This window comes from Alterinioella sp. (genome assembly GCF_058343375.1).
In genome coordinates, this window is record NZ_JBTUJH010000092.1 from 1 (window position 1) to 16894 (window position 16894).

The window sequence follows — 16894 nt, forward strand, 5'->3', positions numbered from 1 at the left end:
GGCCAGCAGATCATCCAACGACACAAGCAGCGTCTTGCGCAGGGCAACCGCGACGGCCTCCTGTGCAGGGGTCAGTGTCGTTTGTAGTCGATGCGCTGTGTGGCTGCGATCATGCACGCCGTCGCGCTTACGCCACTTCCACACCGTCTGCTCGGTCGTGCCGTACCGCTCCGCCAGAACCCAGGCAGGCTCATCGCTCGCTTGGATTTCCGCGCGTATCTTTGGTGTCACCTCTCGGCTGATTGCTACGCAATCGCCTGTCGGTCAGTGGTACGTCGCCTGGCTATGAAGATGGATCAGCATTGCACGCCCTCCCGAATGTCCCTCAGAACAAAACGTGCCATGAAAAATGCAGAACGGCGAGGGTATATGTGATCGTCCGGGATGGAACACATAGGCTGGAAAAACCCCTTGGTATTCGAACGAAAGGCCGCCTGAATGAGCACTCGGAACAAAACAAAAACGCGACAGGTCCATTGGGGGGCAGGTCAGGGTCAAGCGCCTCTATTTTACTTCTGGAAGCGATGTCGTTTTGTATTCCATCGTGATTGATCTCTCAAGCACGGGATCCCGAAGTATGGCGCGAAACGCTTCTGCGCTGCGGATAGCGCCGATGGCGGGCAGAGTGCCGCAGAGCATGGCGGCGTTTTCGCCAAGCGGGGACTGGTCGAGCAGCACCCCTAAGGGCAGGATCATCTCAAGCGTGCCGTCCTGGTAAAGTTGCCAACCGCCATCTTCCCTGATCCACGCGCGAAGCTGCAATTCGTCCAGATGGCTTTCAACCTCGGCAAAGGGCCAGAGATCAGCGCTGCAGACCTTGGGGCAGGCCTGTTTCGACGCGGCAACGGATGCAGCCTCCATCCGGCGGTCGGTGTGGTCGGACGCGAGGCCGAGCCAGAGGCTGCCGCCATGGCGCAGCAGGAACGGCTCGGCTTCGCCGGAGGTCTCGGTGCCGATGACCTGGATATCTGCGGATTGGACCAGCAGCGAGCGCGACACCCGGTAGAACAGTGGGGTCGCCGAGGGCGGTGTAACGCCGATATCTTGCAGTTCCTGGATGTGATGGGCAATGGCCGCAGTGTCGCGGCCCGTCCACCCGGCGATGGTCAGCTGGTCGATCGAAACGTCACACTCGCCCTCACCAAGTTTGAATTTCATGAACTGATTCCTCCTTTGCATTCCGCCAATCTGTCAATCGGTCTTGGCCAAAACCACCGCCGCCTGGGGGGCTCGGACAATTGCTTGTGGGTCCGAAGCGCGCCGTTGGGATCCCTGGATGCGATGTCGGTGAAGGTGGCACCGCGCTCTGCCCGGAATTGCCGCATCGGACCTGTCTCCCCTGTAGGCGGGCGCAGTTCCGCCAGCATTGTCACGGTTTCGGTTGATTTCGTTCAGTTCAGGGCGTTCGGCAGGAATAGAGCTATATTGGGAAAGGCAATCAGCAGGGCCACCATCAGAAGCATCATGCAGACATAGGGTATGGATCCCAACATGACTTCGCTCAAGGTGCCGGATTTCCGTGCGCCCTGGACAACATAGAGGTTGAGCCCCACCGGTGGCGTGATCAGCGCCATCTCGATCAGGACGATCATCAGGATGCCGAACCAAATCGTGTCAAAGCCCTGCTCGACCACCAGAGGCACGATGATCGGGATCGTGACCACCATGAGCGAAAGTGTTTCGATGAAAAAGCCCAGCACGATGTAGAGCGCGACCACCACCAGGATCGTCTTGAGCGGCGTCAGGCCGAGGCCGGTCATGAATGCCGTGAGTTCGCGGCCGAGACCGGCAGAGGCGAGGGTGAAGTTCAGGAAGGATGCACCGACGACGATCAGCATGATCATCGAAGTGATCTTGACCGTTCCGAGGATACTTTTCGTCATCATCGACATCGAGACACCCCCGAAGGCCAGCGCGATCAGCAGCGCTCCGGCCACGCCGACTGCCGCCGCCTCAGTGGGCGTGGCCCAGCCGCGATAGATCGAGCCGACGATCAGGCCAAAGAGGAGGATGATCGGCACAAGGTCGAGCAGCGCCCGCATCATCACAACCATCGGAAAGGTGCGACGCAGGCCGCCCAGTTCGGGGCGGATCAGACAGATCAACACAGTGATCCCCATGAACATCAGTGCCAAAGCCAGGCCGGGGATGAGACCGGCAAGAAAAAGCTGTGGGATCGAGGATTGGGTGAGAAAGCCATAGACGATCAGGTTGATCGAGGGCGGGATCATGATGCCCAAAGTGCCGCCCGCGGCGATTGCACCGGAGAAAAGCTTGGGGTCATAGCCGAGCTTCTCTGCCTGCGGCATGGCGACGGTGGCCACGGTTGCCGCGGTCGCAACAGACGACCCGGAAGTGGCCGAAAACATCGTGGCGGTCGCAATATTGGCATGCACCAGCCCGCCCGGAAGCCAGGACACCCAGCGGTCGAGCGCGGCATAGGTTCGTGTGGCCACGCCGCTGCGCACAAGGATCTCGCCCAGGAGCACGAAGAACGGGATGGCAATCAGCGTGGCCGAGTTGGAGGATGACCAGACAAGGTTTCCCAAACCCCGGCTGAGCGGGAAGTTTGAATAGAACTGATCCACACCGAAGCCCAGAAGGAACAGAACAATACCAACTGGAATCGACACGGTGAGAAGGCCCAGAAGGCCAACAGCGATGGAGCCGATCATTGCAGCATATCCTGTTCGCCAAAGGCACCGATGAAACCTTCGGTCTCAGCGTGGCGGCGCTTCAAGATCAGGCTGAGGGCTGCAAGCGTGACCAGGCAGGACACGATCGCGAACCAGACCCAGCCCGCAAACCACGGCAACTGCACCCAGGCAAGCGGGGTCTCAAGCGGCGTGTTGGCGCGGCTGCCATTGGCCAGTGATCGCGCGACCACTGGCCATGCCTTGACCGCAATGAAGACCACGGTCGCAGACATGACGATCATAGAGAAAATATCGAAAAGCGACCGGACAAAGCTGTTTGACCGGCTGCGCAAAAGATCGATCCGAACATGTCCGAGTTCCATCAATGTGAACGACATCCCCCATGAGGTCGCAAGCGCCATTGCGTAGCCTGCGATTTCTTCGGTTCCGCCGAGGGACGTGCTGACTTGCCTGAGAATGATATCGAGCAGGACAAACCCGGCGCTGCCCAGCAACCCAAGGCCGACGAGGATCGCCACCCCTCTGTTCAGGGCCCGCAGGCTCTCTATCAGTTTCAGCTCCATGTCGGCACGCCCCTCAGGCTGGTGGATTATTCAATCGTAACGCCGACGATCGCACCGACACTGTCGTTCCAACGCTGTGCCCAGTCTCCACCCGCGCGCTCTGCCCATTCCGGCAGAACGACAGTTGTCAGAACGTCGCGCGCCCGGGCGAAATCTGCGTCCGAGACCTCGACCAGGGTCATCGAGCGCGCATCTCCCGAACTGCATTCGCCAGTGCCGGTCAGGCAGGCGATGTCATTGTCGAGCGCACCTTGGGCGCTGGCCCATGCCGGGTCTTCAAAATTCGTAACGATCTGCTCTTGGATCAACGCTTGTGTTTCGGCGCTCAGCCCGTTCCAGCGGTCAAGATTCATCGCGGTGACGACCGGGTCCCAGCCGCCCAACGGAATCGGCAGCAGATGGGTCGAGACCTCCCACCAGCCAGCGCTGTAGCCCGAACCGGCACCCGTCACGGCGCAATCCACGACGCCGTTCTGCAGCGCTCCGGGGACTTCGGAAAAAGAGATGTTTACGCCTTCGGCACCCAGTGCTTCGAGCAATTTGGCGGTCATTCGGCCAGATGCCCGAACCGTTAGCCCGGCCAGGTCGTCAAGGCCGCTTATCTCGCGGTTACAGAACACGACCTGCGGCGGATAGGGCGCGACAGCCAGGACCTGCGCGTTGAACCGGTCGCGGAAAATTTCCTCGACCATGGGGCGCGCCGCGTCGACCATTGCGCGCGCTTCGTCCGCCGTAAGGGCGACCAGCGGAACGTCGAGACCTTCGAGTTCGGGCGCATCGGAGACGGCATAGTCGGCCACGGTCATGGCGACGTCATAAACGCCCTGCCCCAGAAGCGGGTAGATATCTCCCAGGCCGAGACCCATCTGGTTGTGGGTGGTAAGCTCGACCGTGATTTCGCCGCCCGAGGCCTCGGGCAGGATGGTGGACCAGAACGGCGCTTCGTACTGGTTGTAGAGCGGCAGGCTGGACCAGCTGCCGACCACCGAAAGGGTGTCGGCCATGGCCGGAGCGGCCAGCACGGTGGTCGCAGCAAGAATGGCGAGTGAGTTACGCATGTTCATCTCCTTGTTGAAACAGATTGTTGGGTATCTAGGATCGTGGTTTCAGCGTCTTCTGCCACATCGGACAAGAGCATGTGGCCGGGGGAATGCGTGATGCAGAACGGCAGCTGTGCCGCCTGCAGAACATTCTGGGGGGTAACGCCGCAGGCCCAGTAGACCGGCACTTCGCCATCACGCATATCGACCGCCTCACCCCAGTCGGGTTTGGACAGGTCAGCGATGCCGATCCGGGCCGGGTCGCCCTTTGCGATCGGCGCGCCATGCGCCTGAGGATAGCGGCCGCTGATCTCGGCGGCCTGATCGACCTTGGCCGCCTCGATCGGGCGCATCGTGACAACCATCCGGCCGCCAAAAGGACCGGCGGGCACCAGTGGGATGGACGACCTGAACATGGGCACGTTGCGACCCAATTCGACGTGACGCACAGCAATGCCGTGACGAATCAGCGCGTTTTCGAAGGTAAATGAGCACCCAAGAGCGACGGTAACCAGGTCATCCGTCCAGAGATCTGAAATATCGGTGACCTCATCGCTAAGCTCGCCGTCCAGAAAGACCCGGTATTTCGGGGCGTCGGTTCGGATGTCGATGTCTGCTCCGAGGGTTGGCAGGAAAGGATCGCCAGTGTCACTGACGCCCACCAGCGGACAGGGCTTGGGGTTGCGCTGGCAGAACCGCAGGAAATCGAGCGCATAACGTTCGGGCAGGATCGCGAAGTTGCACTGAAGCTTGCCCTTGGCCAGCCCTGCGGTATGTCCGGTAAAGATGCCGGCCCTGATGGCGGCGCGGGCATCGGCCACGGATTTGCCCCGCAATTCGGCATGCATGATCTGACCCAATTGCAACTTGAATAGCCTTCTCTTGTCCAGAGCAAGCTTCACATATCAGGTATCATCCACGCAAATTATCATTATACATCGGAAGTGATAGAATTATTGAAACTATGTGCTATGGGCCCGATCCCATTTCAGGGCTGTGTCCCGAGCGATTTCAGCTCCGGTTTCAACAAGAAAACTGCGCGGTTCCGAAAGATAAGAAGCTGTGAACTGGAGCGGCTGCAGGCAGATACCCGGGTCAAACTCGACGATCTGGCCCGCCGCAAGAAGGTCATGGGCCAATGCGCGCGGGTATGGGCCAACCGCTATTCCCGCAGCGATCATCTTGAGGCTGGCCGATAGCGAGGCCGATGAGAACACGCGCATTTTGGGGCCAACCCTATGCGACAATTCCGACATCAATTCGCGGTAGGGTCGGGTCTGGCTTGAATAAGAGATGACCGGGATTTTCGCCAGATCGGTCTGTTCGTTGCCAGAGGATCGGTACCAATGCAGGTCGAAGGGAGGCAGATCAATGTTCTCGACCGAGAATTCCGAAACCGGACCCATCAGAAAGGCAAGGTCGATCCGGCGCTCCAGAATAGCGGCCCGCAGATTGAGGGAAATATCGACAGTCAGGTCAAAATTGACGCGCGGATAATGTTCACTGAAGGCCTTGAGAAACTGCGGCAGCCAGGATTGGGCTATCGTCTCGGAGGCACCGACTCTGAACAACCCTTCGGTCTCTGCCGGGTTGGCCACGCGTTGCATTATCTCTTCCTCGACGAACAGCATCTGTTCGGCATAAGTCAGCAGAAGCATTCCGTGTTTTGTCAGCACCAGGCTCCCTGCGCCGCGCTCAAACAGCGACACTCGCAATTCCCGTTCCAGGTTTGCTATCCGGGTCGAGACGGCAGGCTGTGAGAGAAACAGCCGATCCGCCGCTTTGCGAAACCCGCCCAGACGGGCGACCCACAGGAAGGTACGAATTTGGTCGAAGGTCATGGACAGTCCAAATATTTGATCAACAGTCCAGGGCCTGTTGACGTTCAGGATTCACAAACGGGGTGATTTGTGATTCAAGGTCGCAAACAGCAAAAGAGCAACCTTGACCGGTAATACCCCATTTTCAGAGCGCGTCGCGCCAAATCGAATTCACCGGCCGACCCGAACGCATTCGATTGCGCGAACGCTGCCTCGGTCCGGCCGGTGAATACTCGAATCCGATCAGGCGCGACGCGCTATAAGGAGACAAGCAGATGGAGCACCCAGACCTGCTCGACGCGGTGGGGAAACTGAAGCTCCAGGGCATGAGATCATCCCCAGCGCTGTCAAAGGACAGCACGAGCCGCAACAGATCATCGGTGACCTGGCAGACAGCAGAAATATCGGAGAAGCCGGCGCGCTCTGTCAAATACCAGATGACAATCGCCAGGCTGCCATTGGCCGGGGAACTGCCCTCTTGTCTCATGCTTGAGGTGGCTCCTGTGCGATATTGGAGGCGACGTCTTTTGCAGATGGAATAAACCGGCCACCCGGCGCGTTGATATGTCACACAGTCACGGACGCGAACAAGGGAGGACAGTCTATGTCAGCGGAAGATCATGACGGAACCGGCATTCACGAGGAACTCAGCGGAGAGGTCAGTCAGGAAAGTTTGACCAGCGAAGCAGAAGATGTCGGCGGTGGACGCAGGCGTTTTTTGAAAGGCGCAGGATTGACGGTGTTTGGCCTCGCCGTGCCATTTCATGCCAACATTCCGCTCGGCTTTGTTCCGGCGGCCTATGCGCAGGGGGCTCCGCTGGATGGCAAGGACGGGCTGGCCCTGCTCAATGATCGCCCGGTCAATGCCGAAACTCTGCCCGAATATCTGGACGACGCGATCACGCCGACCGCGCGCCATTTCATTCGCAACAATGGCCTTCTGCCCGACGACATGGATGCTGAAGGCTGGACTTTGACGATCGATGGCTTCGTCGACAACCCGTTGGAGTTGAGCATCGCGGACCTGCAGAACGAATTCGAGGTCGTCACCGCGGCGCTGGCCATCGAATGCGGCGGAAACGGTCGGGCGTTCTTCGATCCTCCGGCCAGCGGCAACCAGTGGACCTATGGTGCGGTGGCGTGTTCGGAGTGGACAGGCGTGCGGCTCAAGGATGTTCTGGAACGTGCCGGCGTGCAGTCGAACGTGATCTATACCGCCCATTATGGCACAGACACGCATCTCTCGGGTGACCCAGATCGGACCCCGCTCTCGCGCGGTGTGCCGATCGCCAAGGCAATGACCGACAATATCCTGATTGCATTCGGGATGAACGGTGCCGATCTTCACCCGATGAACGGGGCCCCGCTTCGCCTGGTGGTGCCGGGTTGGCCGGGCTCGTGTTCGCAAAAGTGGTTGAACCGGATTGAGCTGCGCGATGTCGTGCATGACGGTGCCAAGATGACCGGCAGATCCTATCGCGTGCCAGCCTATCCGGTGGCACCGGGCACGGATGTGCCGGAAGAGGATTTCGTGATCATCGAGCAGATGCCGGTGAAATCGCTTGTCACCTACCCGGCCAATGGTGCGGCATCGGGCATGCAGACCGAAGTGCGGGGGCACGCCTGGTCGGGCGACCGCACGATTGATCGGATGGATATATCGATCGATTTCGGAGCCACCTGGCAGGAGGCCGAGCTTGACGCTCCGGTCAATGACGGGGCCTGGCAGAACTGGCGCACAAACGTGACCTTCCCGGTGGCCGGCTATTACGAAGTCTGGGCACGCGCCACCGATAGCGGCGGCGATATGCAGCCCTTTGCCATAGACTGGAACCCCAAAGGGTATCTGAACAACACGATGCACCGCGTCGGGCTGATGGTAAGCTGATCACACCCAATCCAAGGGCAGCGGCCTCGTTCTTTGAGCGGCCGCTGCCAAAAAGGTATTCCAACACAATCAGGAGGTCCGAATGCGGTCCATTTTGTGGGGCAGCGCTGCCCTGTTTTTCGCCACATTAACTGCAGATAGTGGTGAGGCACAAAGTATCGAGGAGCTTCTCGCTGCGGCCAGCGTCGAGACGGGCGAGAACATCTTCCGGCAATGCAGCGCCTGCCACACTGTCGACAATGGCGGGGCGAACCGCGTCGGCCCGAACCTGTATGGCGTCCTGGGCAGCCCTATCGCCAGCGTCGATGGTTTCCGCTATTCCAGCGCCTTGCAGGAGCTGGATGACAGCTGGACTACCGAACGCCTCAGCGCCTTTTTGGAAAATCCGCGCGATTTCGCGCCCGGCACCCGAATGAGCTTTCGCGGTCTCGATGAGCCGGAAGATCGGGCCGCAATCATTGCCTATCTGAACGCACAGAGCGACGCGCCGCAGGATTTTGGCAACGGCTCGGCGAGCGAGCCAGAAGACAGCGCCGCTGTTCAGGGTGATTTCGGGCTGATGGTCCTGGCCGAAGGGGTCGAGGCAACCTTCTACGCCTGCACGGCATGCCATTCCGAAATGCTCGTCGTCCAGCAAGGCAATTCCCGCGAAGATTGGGATTATATGCTGGATTGGATGATCGAAGAACAGGGCATGTATGAAATCGAACCCGATGAGCGGAATATCATCCTCGATTACCTGGCCGAGAACTACAATATCGACCGGCCCAACTTCCCGAGCCGTTAAGCCTGGCCGCAGGCCTGTGCCGAACTGGTCGCGTCCCGCAGGGCAAGGATGGTGGTTTCATCCGGCCCTGCGGGCGTCGCCCAAAGCTCCAGGAGGACGCGGATCGCTTCGAATTTCCCAACATCCATTCGATCAGCAATCATCGAGTAGTAGATTTCGTTCATCGTCCAGATATGGATCATCGCTGTTGCGCTGACTGGCGTGACGGGTGGTGTTTGCCCATGGACGCCCACCGTTAGTCGGCAGCCGTTGACGCCGGTATAGTGAAAATACATTCCGCTATCTTCGAAGGCGGCAATATCGACCAGGCGCAGGTTTGCGGCAGACAGGTCAGGTGTGCCATTCACCAGCCACGATACAGGCTGTAATTCGGAAACCGAACTGGCCGGGTATGACCGGGACAGAAACTCGCGATGCTGGGACAAGGGAGTAACGGCAGGTTCAGAAAACGCCCAGAACACGCTGGCGGCGGCCAGCAGGAAAAACGCCAGCGATGCGGCGATGGACAAGCTGCGCCACGCCCGCATGTCCGTTTTTTCCGGGCCGATATCCAGCTCGGGCCGCAGGGGCCGCAGCGCCGCTGACACTGAGCGGATATCATCCAACGCATCCCTCAGCGCCGGTTCAACCGCCAACCGAGCAGCCAGGGCTTTGGCGGCCTGGGGGGGAAGCTCACCGTCATGAAACGCGCTGAGCAGCTCGAATTCTCGATCAGAGAGTCTCATTTTTTTGTTGATCCAACACGCTTTACGGGTTCGACACGACCATCATCGACGACCATGAGAAGGGCCCGACGGGCACGGCTGACACGGCTCATGACTGTCCCAATAGCAACGCCCATGACATCGGCGGCCTCGGCATATTTCAACCCCATTACATCCACAAGAACCAAAACCTCTTTTTTCTCGGCCGGCAGGCGATCAAATGCCATTCGGACCAAAACATCCTGGGCAGGATCCTTTACTGCATTGCCCTCAGTAGAAAAACGTCCCTCCCGCTCTGCATATTCCCGACGGACCCGAAGTTTTCGTAATTCATCATAATACAGGTTGCGGATCGTCCGGAACATCCAGGGCCGCAGATCATTGATCTGCTTTGGGCAGTTTCGCGATTTCAATGCGCGTTCCAAGGCATCCTGAACCACATCCTCGGCCGCCGTCCGATCAGCAGCGAGCGAAGTTGCGTAAGCCCGAAGTTCGGGTATCAGTTTGGTAAGTGTCGTCTCCAATGCCATGCGTGATATTGCTGTGAAACGAACCGGCGGTCAAAGCATTGTCTCATCGGGAGGCGTGAAATCTCAGTTTTTTAGAGCGCGTCGCGCCAAATCGAATTCACCGGCCGACCCGAACACATTCGATTGCGCGAACGCTGCCTCGGTCCGGGTGATGAATGCTCGAATCCGATCAGGCGCGACGCGCTCTAGAGAACGGGGGTGCCCATGAATGCGTCACATCTTGGGGCGACAATTCGCAGGGTGGCAAACTCTATCACGGTTTCATCTCGCGGCCATGGCGGCGCGCCACCCCGAAGCATGGCCGGGCATTCTGGAGGCGTCGGACAGGATACCAGGCCCGCAGCCCGATCAAGGCCAAATGCCGATGCCACTGGCGCAGATGCCTGGAAAAGCCGCGTTCAACGCCTGTGTGCAGCAGCCTGACGGCCCAGATCAGCAAGGCAGCGACACAAGCGATGTCAAGCAGACACAGGATCAGATCGGTTCGCTCACTTTTGGGGCTCTCTTCATCTCGGATCGCACCCAAGTCTGATCGAGCGCCCGGGTTCTAGCCCAATATGTCTGACAAACCAATGACTTTACCCGTTTCGGCAAAAACTTTTGAAGGCCGAACAAGAAAACTGTCCAGCGGATCATGGCGCGATACACCGCCTGCGGCCTCGATCAGAACCAGCCCCGCAGCCGCATCCCAGATATTGAGCACCTGCTCGTGATAGGCGTCAAACCAACCGGCAAGAACGCCCAGAAACCCGATCGTCGCGGCACCATGGCGGCGATGCTCGATCCCCTCGGCCAGCAATTTCTCGATCCGGTCCAGATAGTCTGAAAGCTGGCCATGCGACGAATACCCAAGTGCGACCATCGGGCTAAGCGGAACTTCGCGCTGATGCAGGTCGATCACCGTCCCATTCAGCCGGGCCTCGCCGCCAATCCATGCGCTGGCGGTCAATCCCAGATCCGGCGCGTGGATGACGCCATGCGTCAGCGCCTCGCCGTCAAAATAGGCAATCGATATGGCCCATTCCGGCATTCCCCGGGCAAAATTCACCGTGCCGTCAATCGGATCAACGATCCAGCAGGCGTGCCCGTCCCCCTGTCGCCCTTGCTCCTCTCCCAATATGGCCGCACCGGGATAGGCATCCGTGATGCGTTTGCGCAAAAGCGCCTCGACTTTGTGATCCGCAGCTGTCACCAGATCCATCGGACCCTTGATGCTGACCTCAAGGCGGGATGGGTCCGCGCGCAGGTCACGCGCCAGCCTGCCAGCCTCTTCAGCGATGGTTATTGCAAAGGACAGGCGATCAGCGGGCATTTTTTGTGGTACTCCGGTAAACTGCTGCAAGCGTTTGATTCAATGTGCGGATCGGCATGTTGATATCGCGCATTCGCTCAAGAAGAAGCGTCATGGCGTGATCGCATTGCTCGTTCAGATCCTGACGAATGGTCGACAGGTCATAGGCCCCCCAGGAGGCCTGTTCGATATCGTCGAACCCAACCACCTGAATGTCATCCGGCACCCGCAGGCCCAGATCCAGCCGCAAGGCGTCAAGCGTGCCCATCGCCATCAGGTCCGTGGCGCAAAACAGCCCGTCAATCCGGGCCACAGCGCCGCCTTGTTCAGCAATTGCGCTGCGGGCATCCGCATATCCCTGATCGGCGGCGCTCAGCATTTCACAAGGCAAACCGGATGCTTTGGCCCGTTCAACAAAGGCCTTGATCCGACCCGAGACCGAGAATGTTTCAATTCGTGGCAGCAAGCAGCCCATTCGGGTCGCCCCGGATTTCTGCAACATCTCAAAGGCAATCTGACCGGCCTTGTCGACATCCGCGATGATCCTGTCCCCCCAACTGGTCACACCGGCGCGGTTGATCAGCACCACAGGCAGACCAAGACGGCCACAATCCTCGATCAGGGCGCGCGGCGGCGTGCCTGAGGTGACGATCATCCCGGCCACCGAATACCCGAGCAGAGAATCGATCAGCCCGCCGACCTCGTCGGGTTTTTCTGCCGTCAGCAACATCGGCCGGAACCCCTCGCGGATCAGCGCCTGCGCCAGCAGACGGACCTGTCGGGCCCGCAATGGGGTGTCAAGGCGCGACGCCACCAGACCAACAATTCCCGAATGCCGACCCTGCAGCCCGCGCGCCAGCGAATTCACCCGATATCCCAACTCGGCCCCCGCCTTCAGAATCTTTTCACGGGTCTCTTCGGCAATATCCGCTCCGGGCGTGTAGGCACGCGACACCGCCGAGCGCGACACACCAACAAGGCGGGCCACGTCAAATGAGGTTGGTTTGCGCTTGGGGCCATTTGTCATGCCGAATATTGACCCGCAAGATACCGCCCGAAGGCGAATGGTTGATCAAGATTGACCAGATCCGGGCGCAGCTTAACCAGCCGGGCAAAGATATCCGGTTCTTGCCCCCCATAGGCCACCATCGAGGTGATCGGGCTGCCCCGCAGCGCCGCCATCTCGAACGGGTCGTCCTGCGGCAAGAATTCGATCAGGCTGGCATCGTAATCCTGGATCGCATCCTGAAGGCTCGGGTAATCCTGGCGCCGCGCCATGATCGTGGCCGCATCCGTCAGGGCGCGCAATTCGGTCAGGAGATCGCGATTGAACGACCAGAAGAAGCAGCGTTTCTGCAGGCCAGCCGCCACGACACGTGACCAGACCGGGGCACCGGGGGCGGATTTGAGCTCCAGGTAAATCTGGCCGTCATAGCGCGCGACAAGGCTCAGAACTTCGTCAAGCGTGGGCAATTGGATGCCTGCAAAAAACGGCTCAAACCAGCTTCCGGCATCCAGCGCCCGTAATTCGGCCATGGTTTTTTTGGTGATTGGGCCGGTGCCATTGGTGGTGCGTTCCAGCGTCGGGTCATGCATCACCACAATTTCGCCATCGGCGGTGATATGCAGGTCTACCTCGATATGGCTGAACCCTGCCGCCAGTGCGCATTCCAATGCTGGCAGCGTGTTTTCAGGCGCGATCTTGTTCGCGCCCCGGTGGCATACCACGCCGACAGGCCATGCGCTTGGGGGCTGAAACGGGTTCACCAGCTCGGGCCTGTCCGAGCAGATGCCGGTCACCGGTTTGGCGCGGATTGCCGCCATGCGTGCCGGATCTTCTTCATGCCAAAGCGCCACGCGCTGGCCATTGGCGAATGCGCGCTGAAACAGGGCTGGCGTCAAGGCGTCCTGGGGGCGGTCCATATGTTCCCAACACAGATGGATCACATCTGCATGCGGGGCATATTGATGCGGGTCAGCCCCGATCGGGACCAGCGCCGATATCGGATAGGGGCAGTTTGCCGCCCTCAGGATCGCAACCACATCGGTGTGAAACGCGCCGATGATGGCCAATTCGATACCATGGGATTTCAGACCATCCAGGGTTGGCAAACAGGCGTCCAGATCCTTGATATCGGCATATATTCCGGCCCCGAGTTCGGCGGCCAGCGCCAGAACTTCCTCAAGATGCGGCATGTCTGGCCTGGCGGCCAGCAGCTCTGCCACGGACAAATCCACAACCAGGCGACCATCCGCAAGGGCTGCATCATGGAAGACCACGACCGCACCGTCACCGCTCATGCGGATATCAACCTCCCACATATCGGCACCAAGGGCCGCTGCCTTGCGAAAGGCCGCCAGCGTATTTTCGGGCGCATAGGCCGAGGCACCGCGATGCGCGATGGAATAGGGGCGTGGTGGCAGCGGTTGATCCATCAAAGGCGCTCGCCACTTGCGGAAAACGCAAGGATACTGTCGAGCTGAATGCCCCAATTCACGGTTTGCCCAAGGCTATAGCCTTCGCCCGAAGGCAAAATCGCGCGCAACGTGGCCCCGGAGGCAAGCCGGATATCAACAAGCTCCTCGCGCCCCTGCGGCTCAAGGAAGACAATTTCCCCCTCGATCCCGGTTCCGAATTGCGGCCCGAAATGTTCCGGCCGAATGCCAAGTGTCACCTGGCCCTGCGCGCTGAAACCGGCAGGGCGGGCAATCTGCAAACCATGCCCAAGGTCAAGGGTCGCACCGGCTTTGGCCGCTATGAACGAGATCGGTGGATTGCCAAGAAAGCCCGCAACAAACTGGTCAGCCGGGTTGGTATACATGCCCATCGGCGTGTCGAGCTGGACGATCTTGCCCTCTTTCATCAAGGCAATGCGGTCACACATTGACATGGCTTCGACCTGATCATGGGTCACCAGGATGGCGGTGATGCCTGTTTCACGCTGAATCCGGCGGATCTCCGATCGCATCTCGAGGCGCAGCTTGGCGTCGAGATTGGCCAGCGGTTCATCCAGCAACAGGATATCAGGTTTGCGCACCATCGCGCGCGCCAGGGCCACACGTTGCTGCTGACCACCCGAAAGCTGCGCCGGGCGCCGGTCCAGCAGGTTGGAGATATGCACGAGCTCGGCCATACGGCCAACTTCGTCCTTGATCACGGATTTCGATTTGCGCTGCACCTTGAGCGGGAAGGCAATATTTTCGGCCACGGTCATATGCGGGTAGAGCGCATAGTTCTGAAAGACCACCCCGACCGGTCTTTGCTGCGCCGGCAGGCGGGTGACGTCCTCATCGCCAAAATGCAGCGTGCCACCATCCATCTTGTGGATCCCGCAAATCGCGAACAGCGTCGTCGACTTGCCGCAACCCGAGGGACCGAGCAACGCCATCATCTCGCCGCTGTTGATCGTCAGGTCCAACTGGTCGATCACCGCAAGTCCGCCGAACCGTTTGGTGAATTTGGTAAGCTTCAGTTCCATCAGCCCTTAGTGCCTCCGCCATAAATGTTCATCAGCTGTTTCTGGAACAGCAGGTAGACCAGAATTACCGGCATCGAATAGAACATGCCGATGGCCTTGAAGAGGCCGAAATCAAGTGTCGTGTCATCCGAGATGACCGCGTTCATATAGGTGGCCAGCACCTGCGCACCCGACCCGGGGGCCAGAACAAGCGGCAGCACGAATTCCGACCAGCCAGACAGGAACGAGATGATCAAAAGCGCCGCCAGGCCCGGCTTTACCTGTGGCAGGACCAGTTCCCACCACACCCGGAACCGGCTGGCCCCGTCCTGCACCCCCGCCATCTCGATTTCCCAGGGGACGGTGTCGTAGAACCCTTTCATGATCCAGATGCCAAAAGGCAGTTCCAGCGCCGCCTTGACCAGGATGATGCCGGTCAGCGTGTCATACAGGCCCATGAACTGGAGCGTGATAAAGATCGCGATGATCAGCGTGATGGTGGGAAAGGCGTGCAGCATGATCAGCCCGCCCAGAAAAACAGGCCGCGCCGGCAGGTTGAGCCGCGACAGCGCATAGCCTGCCGTCACCGACAAGGAACAGACCGCCACCGCCGTCGAGGAGGCGAACACGAAGGTGTTGAAAGTCACCCGCCAGATCGAGGGGCGCCCGGCGTCAATGCTCTCCCACAAGAAGCGCCAGTTTTGCAGGTTGAACTCGCCGGGAATCAGCGAACCGGGCTCGGGTTGCGCAACGCTTTCGACCACCTGGAAGATATACATTATGAGCAGCGGCAGCGAAAACAGCGTCAGGATCGCCACCAGATGCCAGATACGGGAATGTCCGGTCATTGTTCGATCCTCGGCTTGGAGACAAGCTCCTTGAAGTTGAAAAACCTCAGATACAGCGCGCTCAGGATGATGCCGATGATCACCAGAACCAGCGCATAGGCCGCGCCAAATCCGTATTCCAGATTGCCGCCGTAATTGTTCAGCGCGGTGTGATAGGCAGCCAGCGCCCAAACCTCGGTGCTCCGTCCCGGCCCGCCATCGGTGGCCAGCAAGATATATTCAAACGAGGTCAGCAGGCTGAGCGTCTGATAGGAGGTGATGAACAGGATCGGCCAGCGCATTTGCGGCAGGATGATATGGCGCACCTGTTGCCAGCGATTTGCACCATCGACCTCGGACGCATAGAGCATTTCAGTAGGGATCGCCTTGATCGCCGATGAAAACAGGATCATTCCCAACGACGCGCCGACAAAACCATTGATCAGAATGACAACCGTCCAGGCATGGGTCGGCGTCTGCATCATCCAGTTTTGCTGAGCCACGCCGAACCAACCGGTAACTGTGGCAATAAAGCCGTTATCCCAGGTGAACCAGTTCCACATCAACACATACATCACCGGCGGCAAAATCCGCGGCAGGAACCAGATGGCGCGAAATGTATTGGCCAGTTTTTGCGGCAGATAGAAGGTCGAGATGGCCAGAAACAACCCAAAGAGGACATTGAAGGCCAATGTGCAGACCACATAAAACCCCGTGTTCAGGGCGTAGCGCAGGGTCGAGGGCAGTTCGAACAGCAGCGAAAAATTGTCGGTGGTCCAGGTCCAGCCGGTATAGGCCGCCGTGGTCAGCGCATCATGATCAACCGGGTCGATTCCGGTGGCGGTGATTGCGGCGCGAAACTCTTCCTCGGTGGCAAAGCGTTCCCCCACGATGGTCACAGCAAAAAGATCGGCCGCTGCCTTGCGTTCGCGGGTGCGCCGCATCGGTTCGCTGTCAAGATTGCGCAAGACCCGTTCGAGGTCGCGCTGTCTGGTGAAGGTTTCGCCAAAATAATCCTCGCGCAGTTCATCGGCGCGATCCTGGCCGAATTGCTCGGCCATCAGGACCAGCCCGGCTTCGGTAATCTCATATCCGGCCGATTCCAGTTGTTCCACCGTCTCGTCACCGACCCCCGCCGATGCAAGATCGCGCAATTGGGTTTGCGAGATCATGTATTCGCCGCCAAGAATGCCCGTCGAAGTGGACATATTGGTAAAGGAAAACATGACGGTAATCAGGACAGGCAGCAGAAAAAACAAGGTTACAGCGACAAGCGCAGGCACCAGAAATCCGATGCCTAGAAGGCGGGCTCTCATATTCGGGGTCCTC

Annotated in this window: 17 protein-coding genes and 2 pseudogenes; 4 read left to right on the top strand and 15 right to left on the bottom strand. The window is 59.3% G+C overall.

Annotated features, from left to right (window positions below; all coding sequences use genetic code 11):
* The 7 genes and pseudogenes from ACW8PS_RS13110 to ACW8PS_RS13140 form a co-directional block, all read right to left on the bottom strand.
* Nucleotides 1-231, bottom strand: a pseudogene (locus ACW8PS_RS13110) (IS481 family transposase); the annotation flags it as partial.
* A 273-nt stretch (nt 232-504) separates the two neighbouring features.
* Nucleotides 505-1158: a DUF2848 domain-containing protein gene (locus ACW8PS_RS13115; RefSeq protein ID WP_491527922.1), complete on the bottom strand. Its 654-nt coding sequence runs from the start codon at nt 1156-1158 to the stop codon at nt 505-507.
* Nucleotides 1159-1391: 233 nt separating this feature from the next.
* Nucleotides 1392-2675, bottom strand: coding sequence for a TRAP transporter large permease (locus tag ACW8PS_RS13120; protein ID WP_491527923.1), 1284 nt, complete (start codon nt 2673-2675; stop codon nt 1392-1394).
* The gene (locus tag ACW8PS_RS13125) at nt 2672-3220 is read right to left on the bottom strand and encodes a TRAP transporter small permease subunit (RefSeq protein WP_491527924.1); all 549 of its coding nucleotides are present in this window, start codon (nt 3218-3220) and stop codon (nt 2672-2674) included. Before ACW8PS_RS13125 ends, ACW8PS_RS13120 begins: the two co-directional genes overlap by 4 nt.
* A gap of 26 nt (nt 3221-3246) precedes the next feature.
* Nucleotides 3247-4278, bottom strand: coding sequence for a TRAP transporter substrate-binding protein (locus ACW8PS_RS13130; RefSeq protein WP_491527925.1), 1032 nt, complete (start codon nt 4276-4278; stop codon nt 3247-3249).
* A 2-nt stretch (nt 4279-4280) separates the two neighbouring features.
* Nucleotides 4281-5108 (bottom strand): putative hydro-lyase, encoded by an 828-nt coding sequence (locus ACW8PS_RS13135; RefSeq protein WP_491527982.1) that lies wholly within the window; start codon nt 5106-5108, stop codon nt 4281-4283.
* A 114-nt stretch (nt 5109-5222) separates the two neighbouring features.
* On the bottom strand, nt 5223-6101 hold the full coding sequence (locus ACW8PS_RS13140; RefSeq protein WP_491527927.1) for a LysR family transcriptional regulator: 879 nt from the start codon (nt 6099-6101) through the stop codon (nt 5223-5225).
* 254 nt (nt 6102-6355) lie between these two features.
* On the opposite strand from ACW8PS_RS13140, the pseudogene ACW8PS_RS13145 reads away from it, so the two are divergent.
* The 3 genes and pseudogenes from ACW8PS_RS13145 to ACW8PS_RS13155 form a co-directional block, all read left to right on the top strand.
* Nucleotides 6356-6553 (top strand): annotated as a pseudogene (locus ACW8PS_RS13145) (ATPase); the annotation flags it as partial.
* Nucleotides 6554-6684: 131 nt separating this feature from the next.
* Nucleotides 6685-7968 (top strand): sulfite oxidase, encoded by a 1284-nt coding sequence (locus ACW8PS_RS13150; RefSeq protein WP_491527929.1) that lies wholly within the window; start codon nt 6685-6687, stop codon nt 7966-7968.
* An 82-nt stretch (nt 7969-8050) separates the two neighbouring features.
* Nucleotides 8051-8755: a c-type cytochrome gene (locus ACW8PS_RS13155; protein ID WP_491527931.1), complete on the top strand. Its 705-nt coding sequence runs from the start codon at nt 8051-8053 to the stop codon at nt 8753-8755.
* On the opposite strand, the gene ACW8PS_RS13160 is transcribed toward ACW8PS_RS13155, so the two are convergent.
* Both ACW8PS_RS13160 and ACW8PS_RS13165 read right to left on the bottom strand, forming a co-directional pair.
* Nucleotides 8752-9360 (bottom strand): hypothetical protein, encoded by a 609-nt coding sequence (locus ACW8PS_RS13160; protein ID WP_491527932.1) that lies wholly within the window; start codon nt 9358-9360, stop codon nt 8752-8754. The two genes, ACW8PS_RS13155 and ACW8PS_RS13160, sit on opposite strands and share 4 nt — an antisense overlap.
* 116 nt (nt 9361-9476) lie before the next feature.
* Entirely contained in the window at nt 9477-9989 is a 513-nt protein-coding gene (locus tag ACW8PS_RS13165) for an RNA polymerase sigma factor (RefSeq protein ID WP_491527934.1), read from the bottom strand.
* 208 nt (nt 9990-10197) lie between these two features.
* On the opposite strand from ACW8PS_RS13165, the gene ACW8PS_RS13170 reads away from it, so the two are divergent.
* A complete protein-coding gene (locus tag ACW8PS_RS13170) occupies nt 10198-10521 on the top strand; it encodes a hypothetical protein (RefSeq protein WP_491527935.1) in 324 nt (107 codons plus the stop codon).
* A gap of 15 nt (nt 10522-10536) precedes the next feature.
* Here ACW8PS_RS13170 and ACW8PS_RS13175 read toward each other — a convergent pair whose 3' ends face one another.
* Genes ACW8PS_RS13175 through ACW8PS_RS13200 form a run of 6 tightly spaced genes read right to left on the bottom strand, consistent with a single transcriptional unit; the run spans nt 10537 to nt 16881 of the window.
* Nucleotides 10537-11301 carry an inositol monophosphatase family protein gene (locus tag ACW8PS_RS13175; RefSeq protein ID WP_491527937.1) on the bottom strand — a complete coding sequence of 255 codons (765 nt, stop codon included), beginning with the start codon at nt 11299-11301 and terminating at the stop codon, nt 10537-10539.
* Nucleotides 11291-12307: a LacI family DNA-binding transcriptional regulator gene (locus ACW8PS_RS13180; protein WP_491527939.1), complete on the bottom strand. Its 1017-nt coding sequence runs from the start codon at nt 12305-12307 to the stop codon at nt 11291-11293. The genes ACW8PS_RS13175 and ACW8PS_RS13180 overlap by 11 nt, the downstream gene beginning before the upstream one ends.
* On the bottom strand, nt 12304-13716 hold the full coding sequence (locus tag ACW8PS_RS13185; RefSeq protein ID WP_491527941.1) for a glycerophosphodiester phosphodiesterase: 1413 nt from the start codon (nt 13714-13716) through the stop codon (nt 12304-12306). Before ACW8PS_RS13185 ends, ACW8PS_RS13180 begins: the two co-directional genes overlap by 4 nt.
* Nucleotides 13716-14759, bottom strand: coding sequence for an ABC transporter ATP-binding protein (locus ACW8PS_RS13190; RefSeq protein ID WP_491527942.1), 1044 nt, complete (start codon nt 14757-14759; stop codon nt 13716-13718). Before ACW8PS_RS13190 ends, ACW8PS_RS13185 begins: the two co-directional genes overlap by 1 nt.
* Entirely contained in the window at nt 14759-15586 is an 828-nt protein-coding gene (locus ACW8PS_RS13195) for a carbohydrate ABC transporter permease (RefSeq protein ID WP_491527943.1), read from the bottom strand. Before ACW8PS_RS13195 ends, ACW8PS_RS13190 begins: the two co-directional genes overlap by 1 nt.
* A complete protein-coding gene (locus ACW8PS_RS13200) occupies nt 15583-16881 on the bottom strand; it encodes a carbohydrate ABC transporter permease (RefSeq protein ID WP_491527944.1) in 1299 nt (432 codons plus the stop codon). Before ACW8PS_RS13200 ends, ACW8PS_RS13195 begins: the two co-directional genes overlap by 4 nt.
* Nucleotides 16882-16894: the final 13 nt, after the last annotated feature.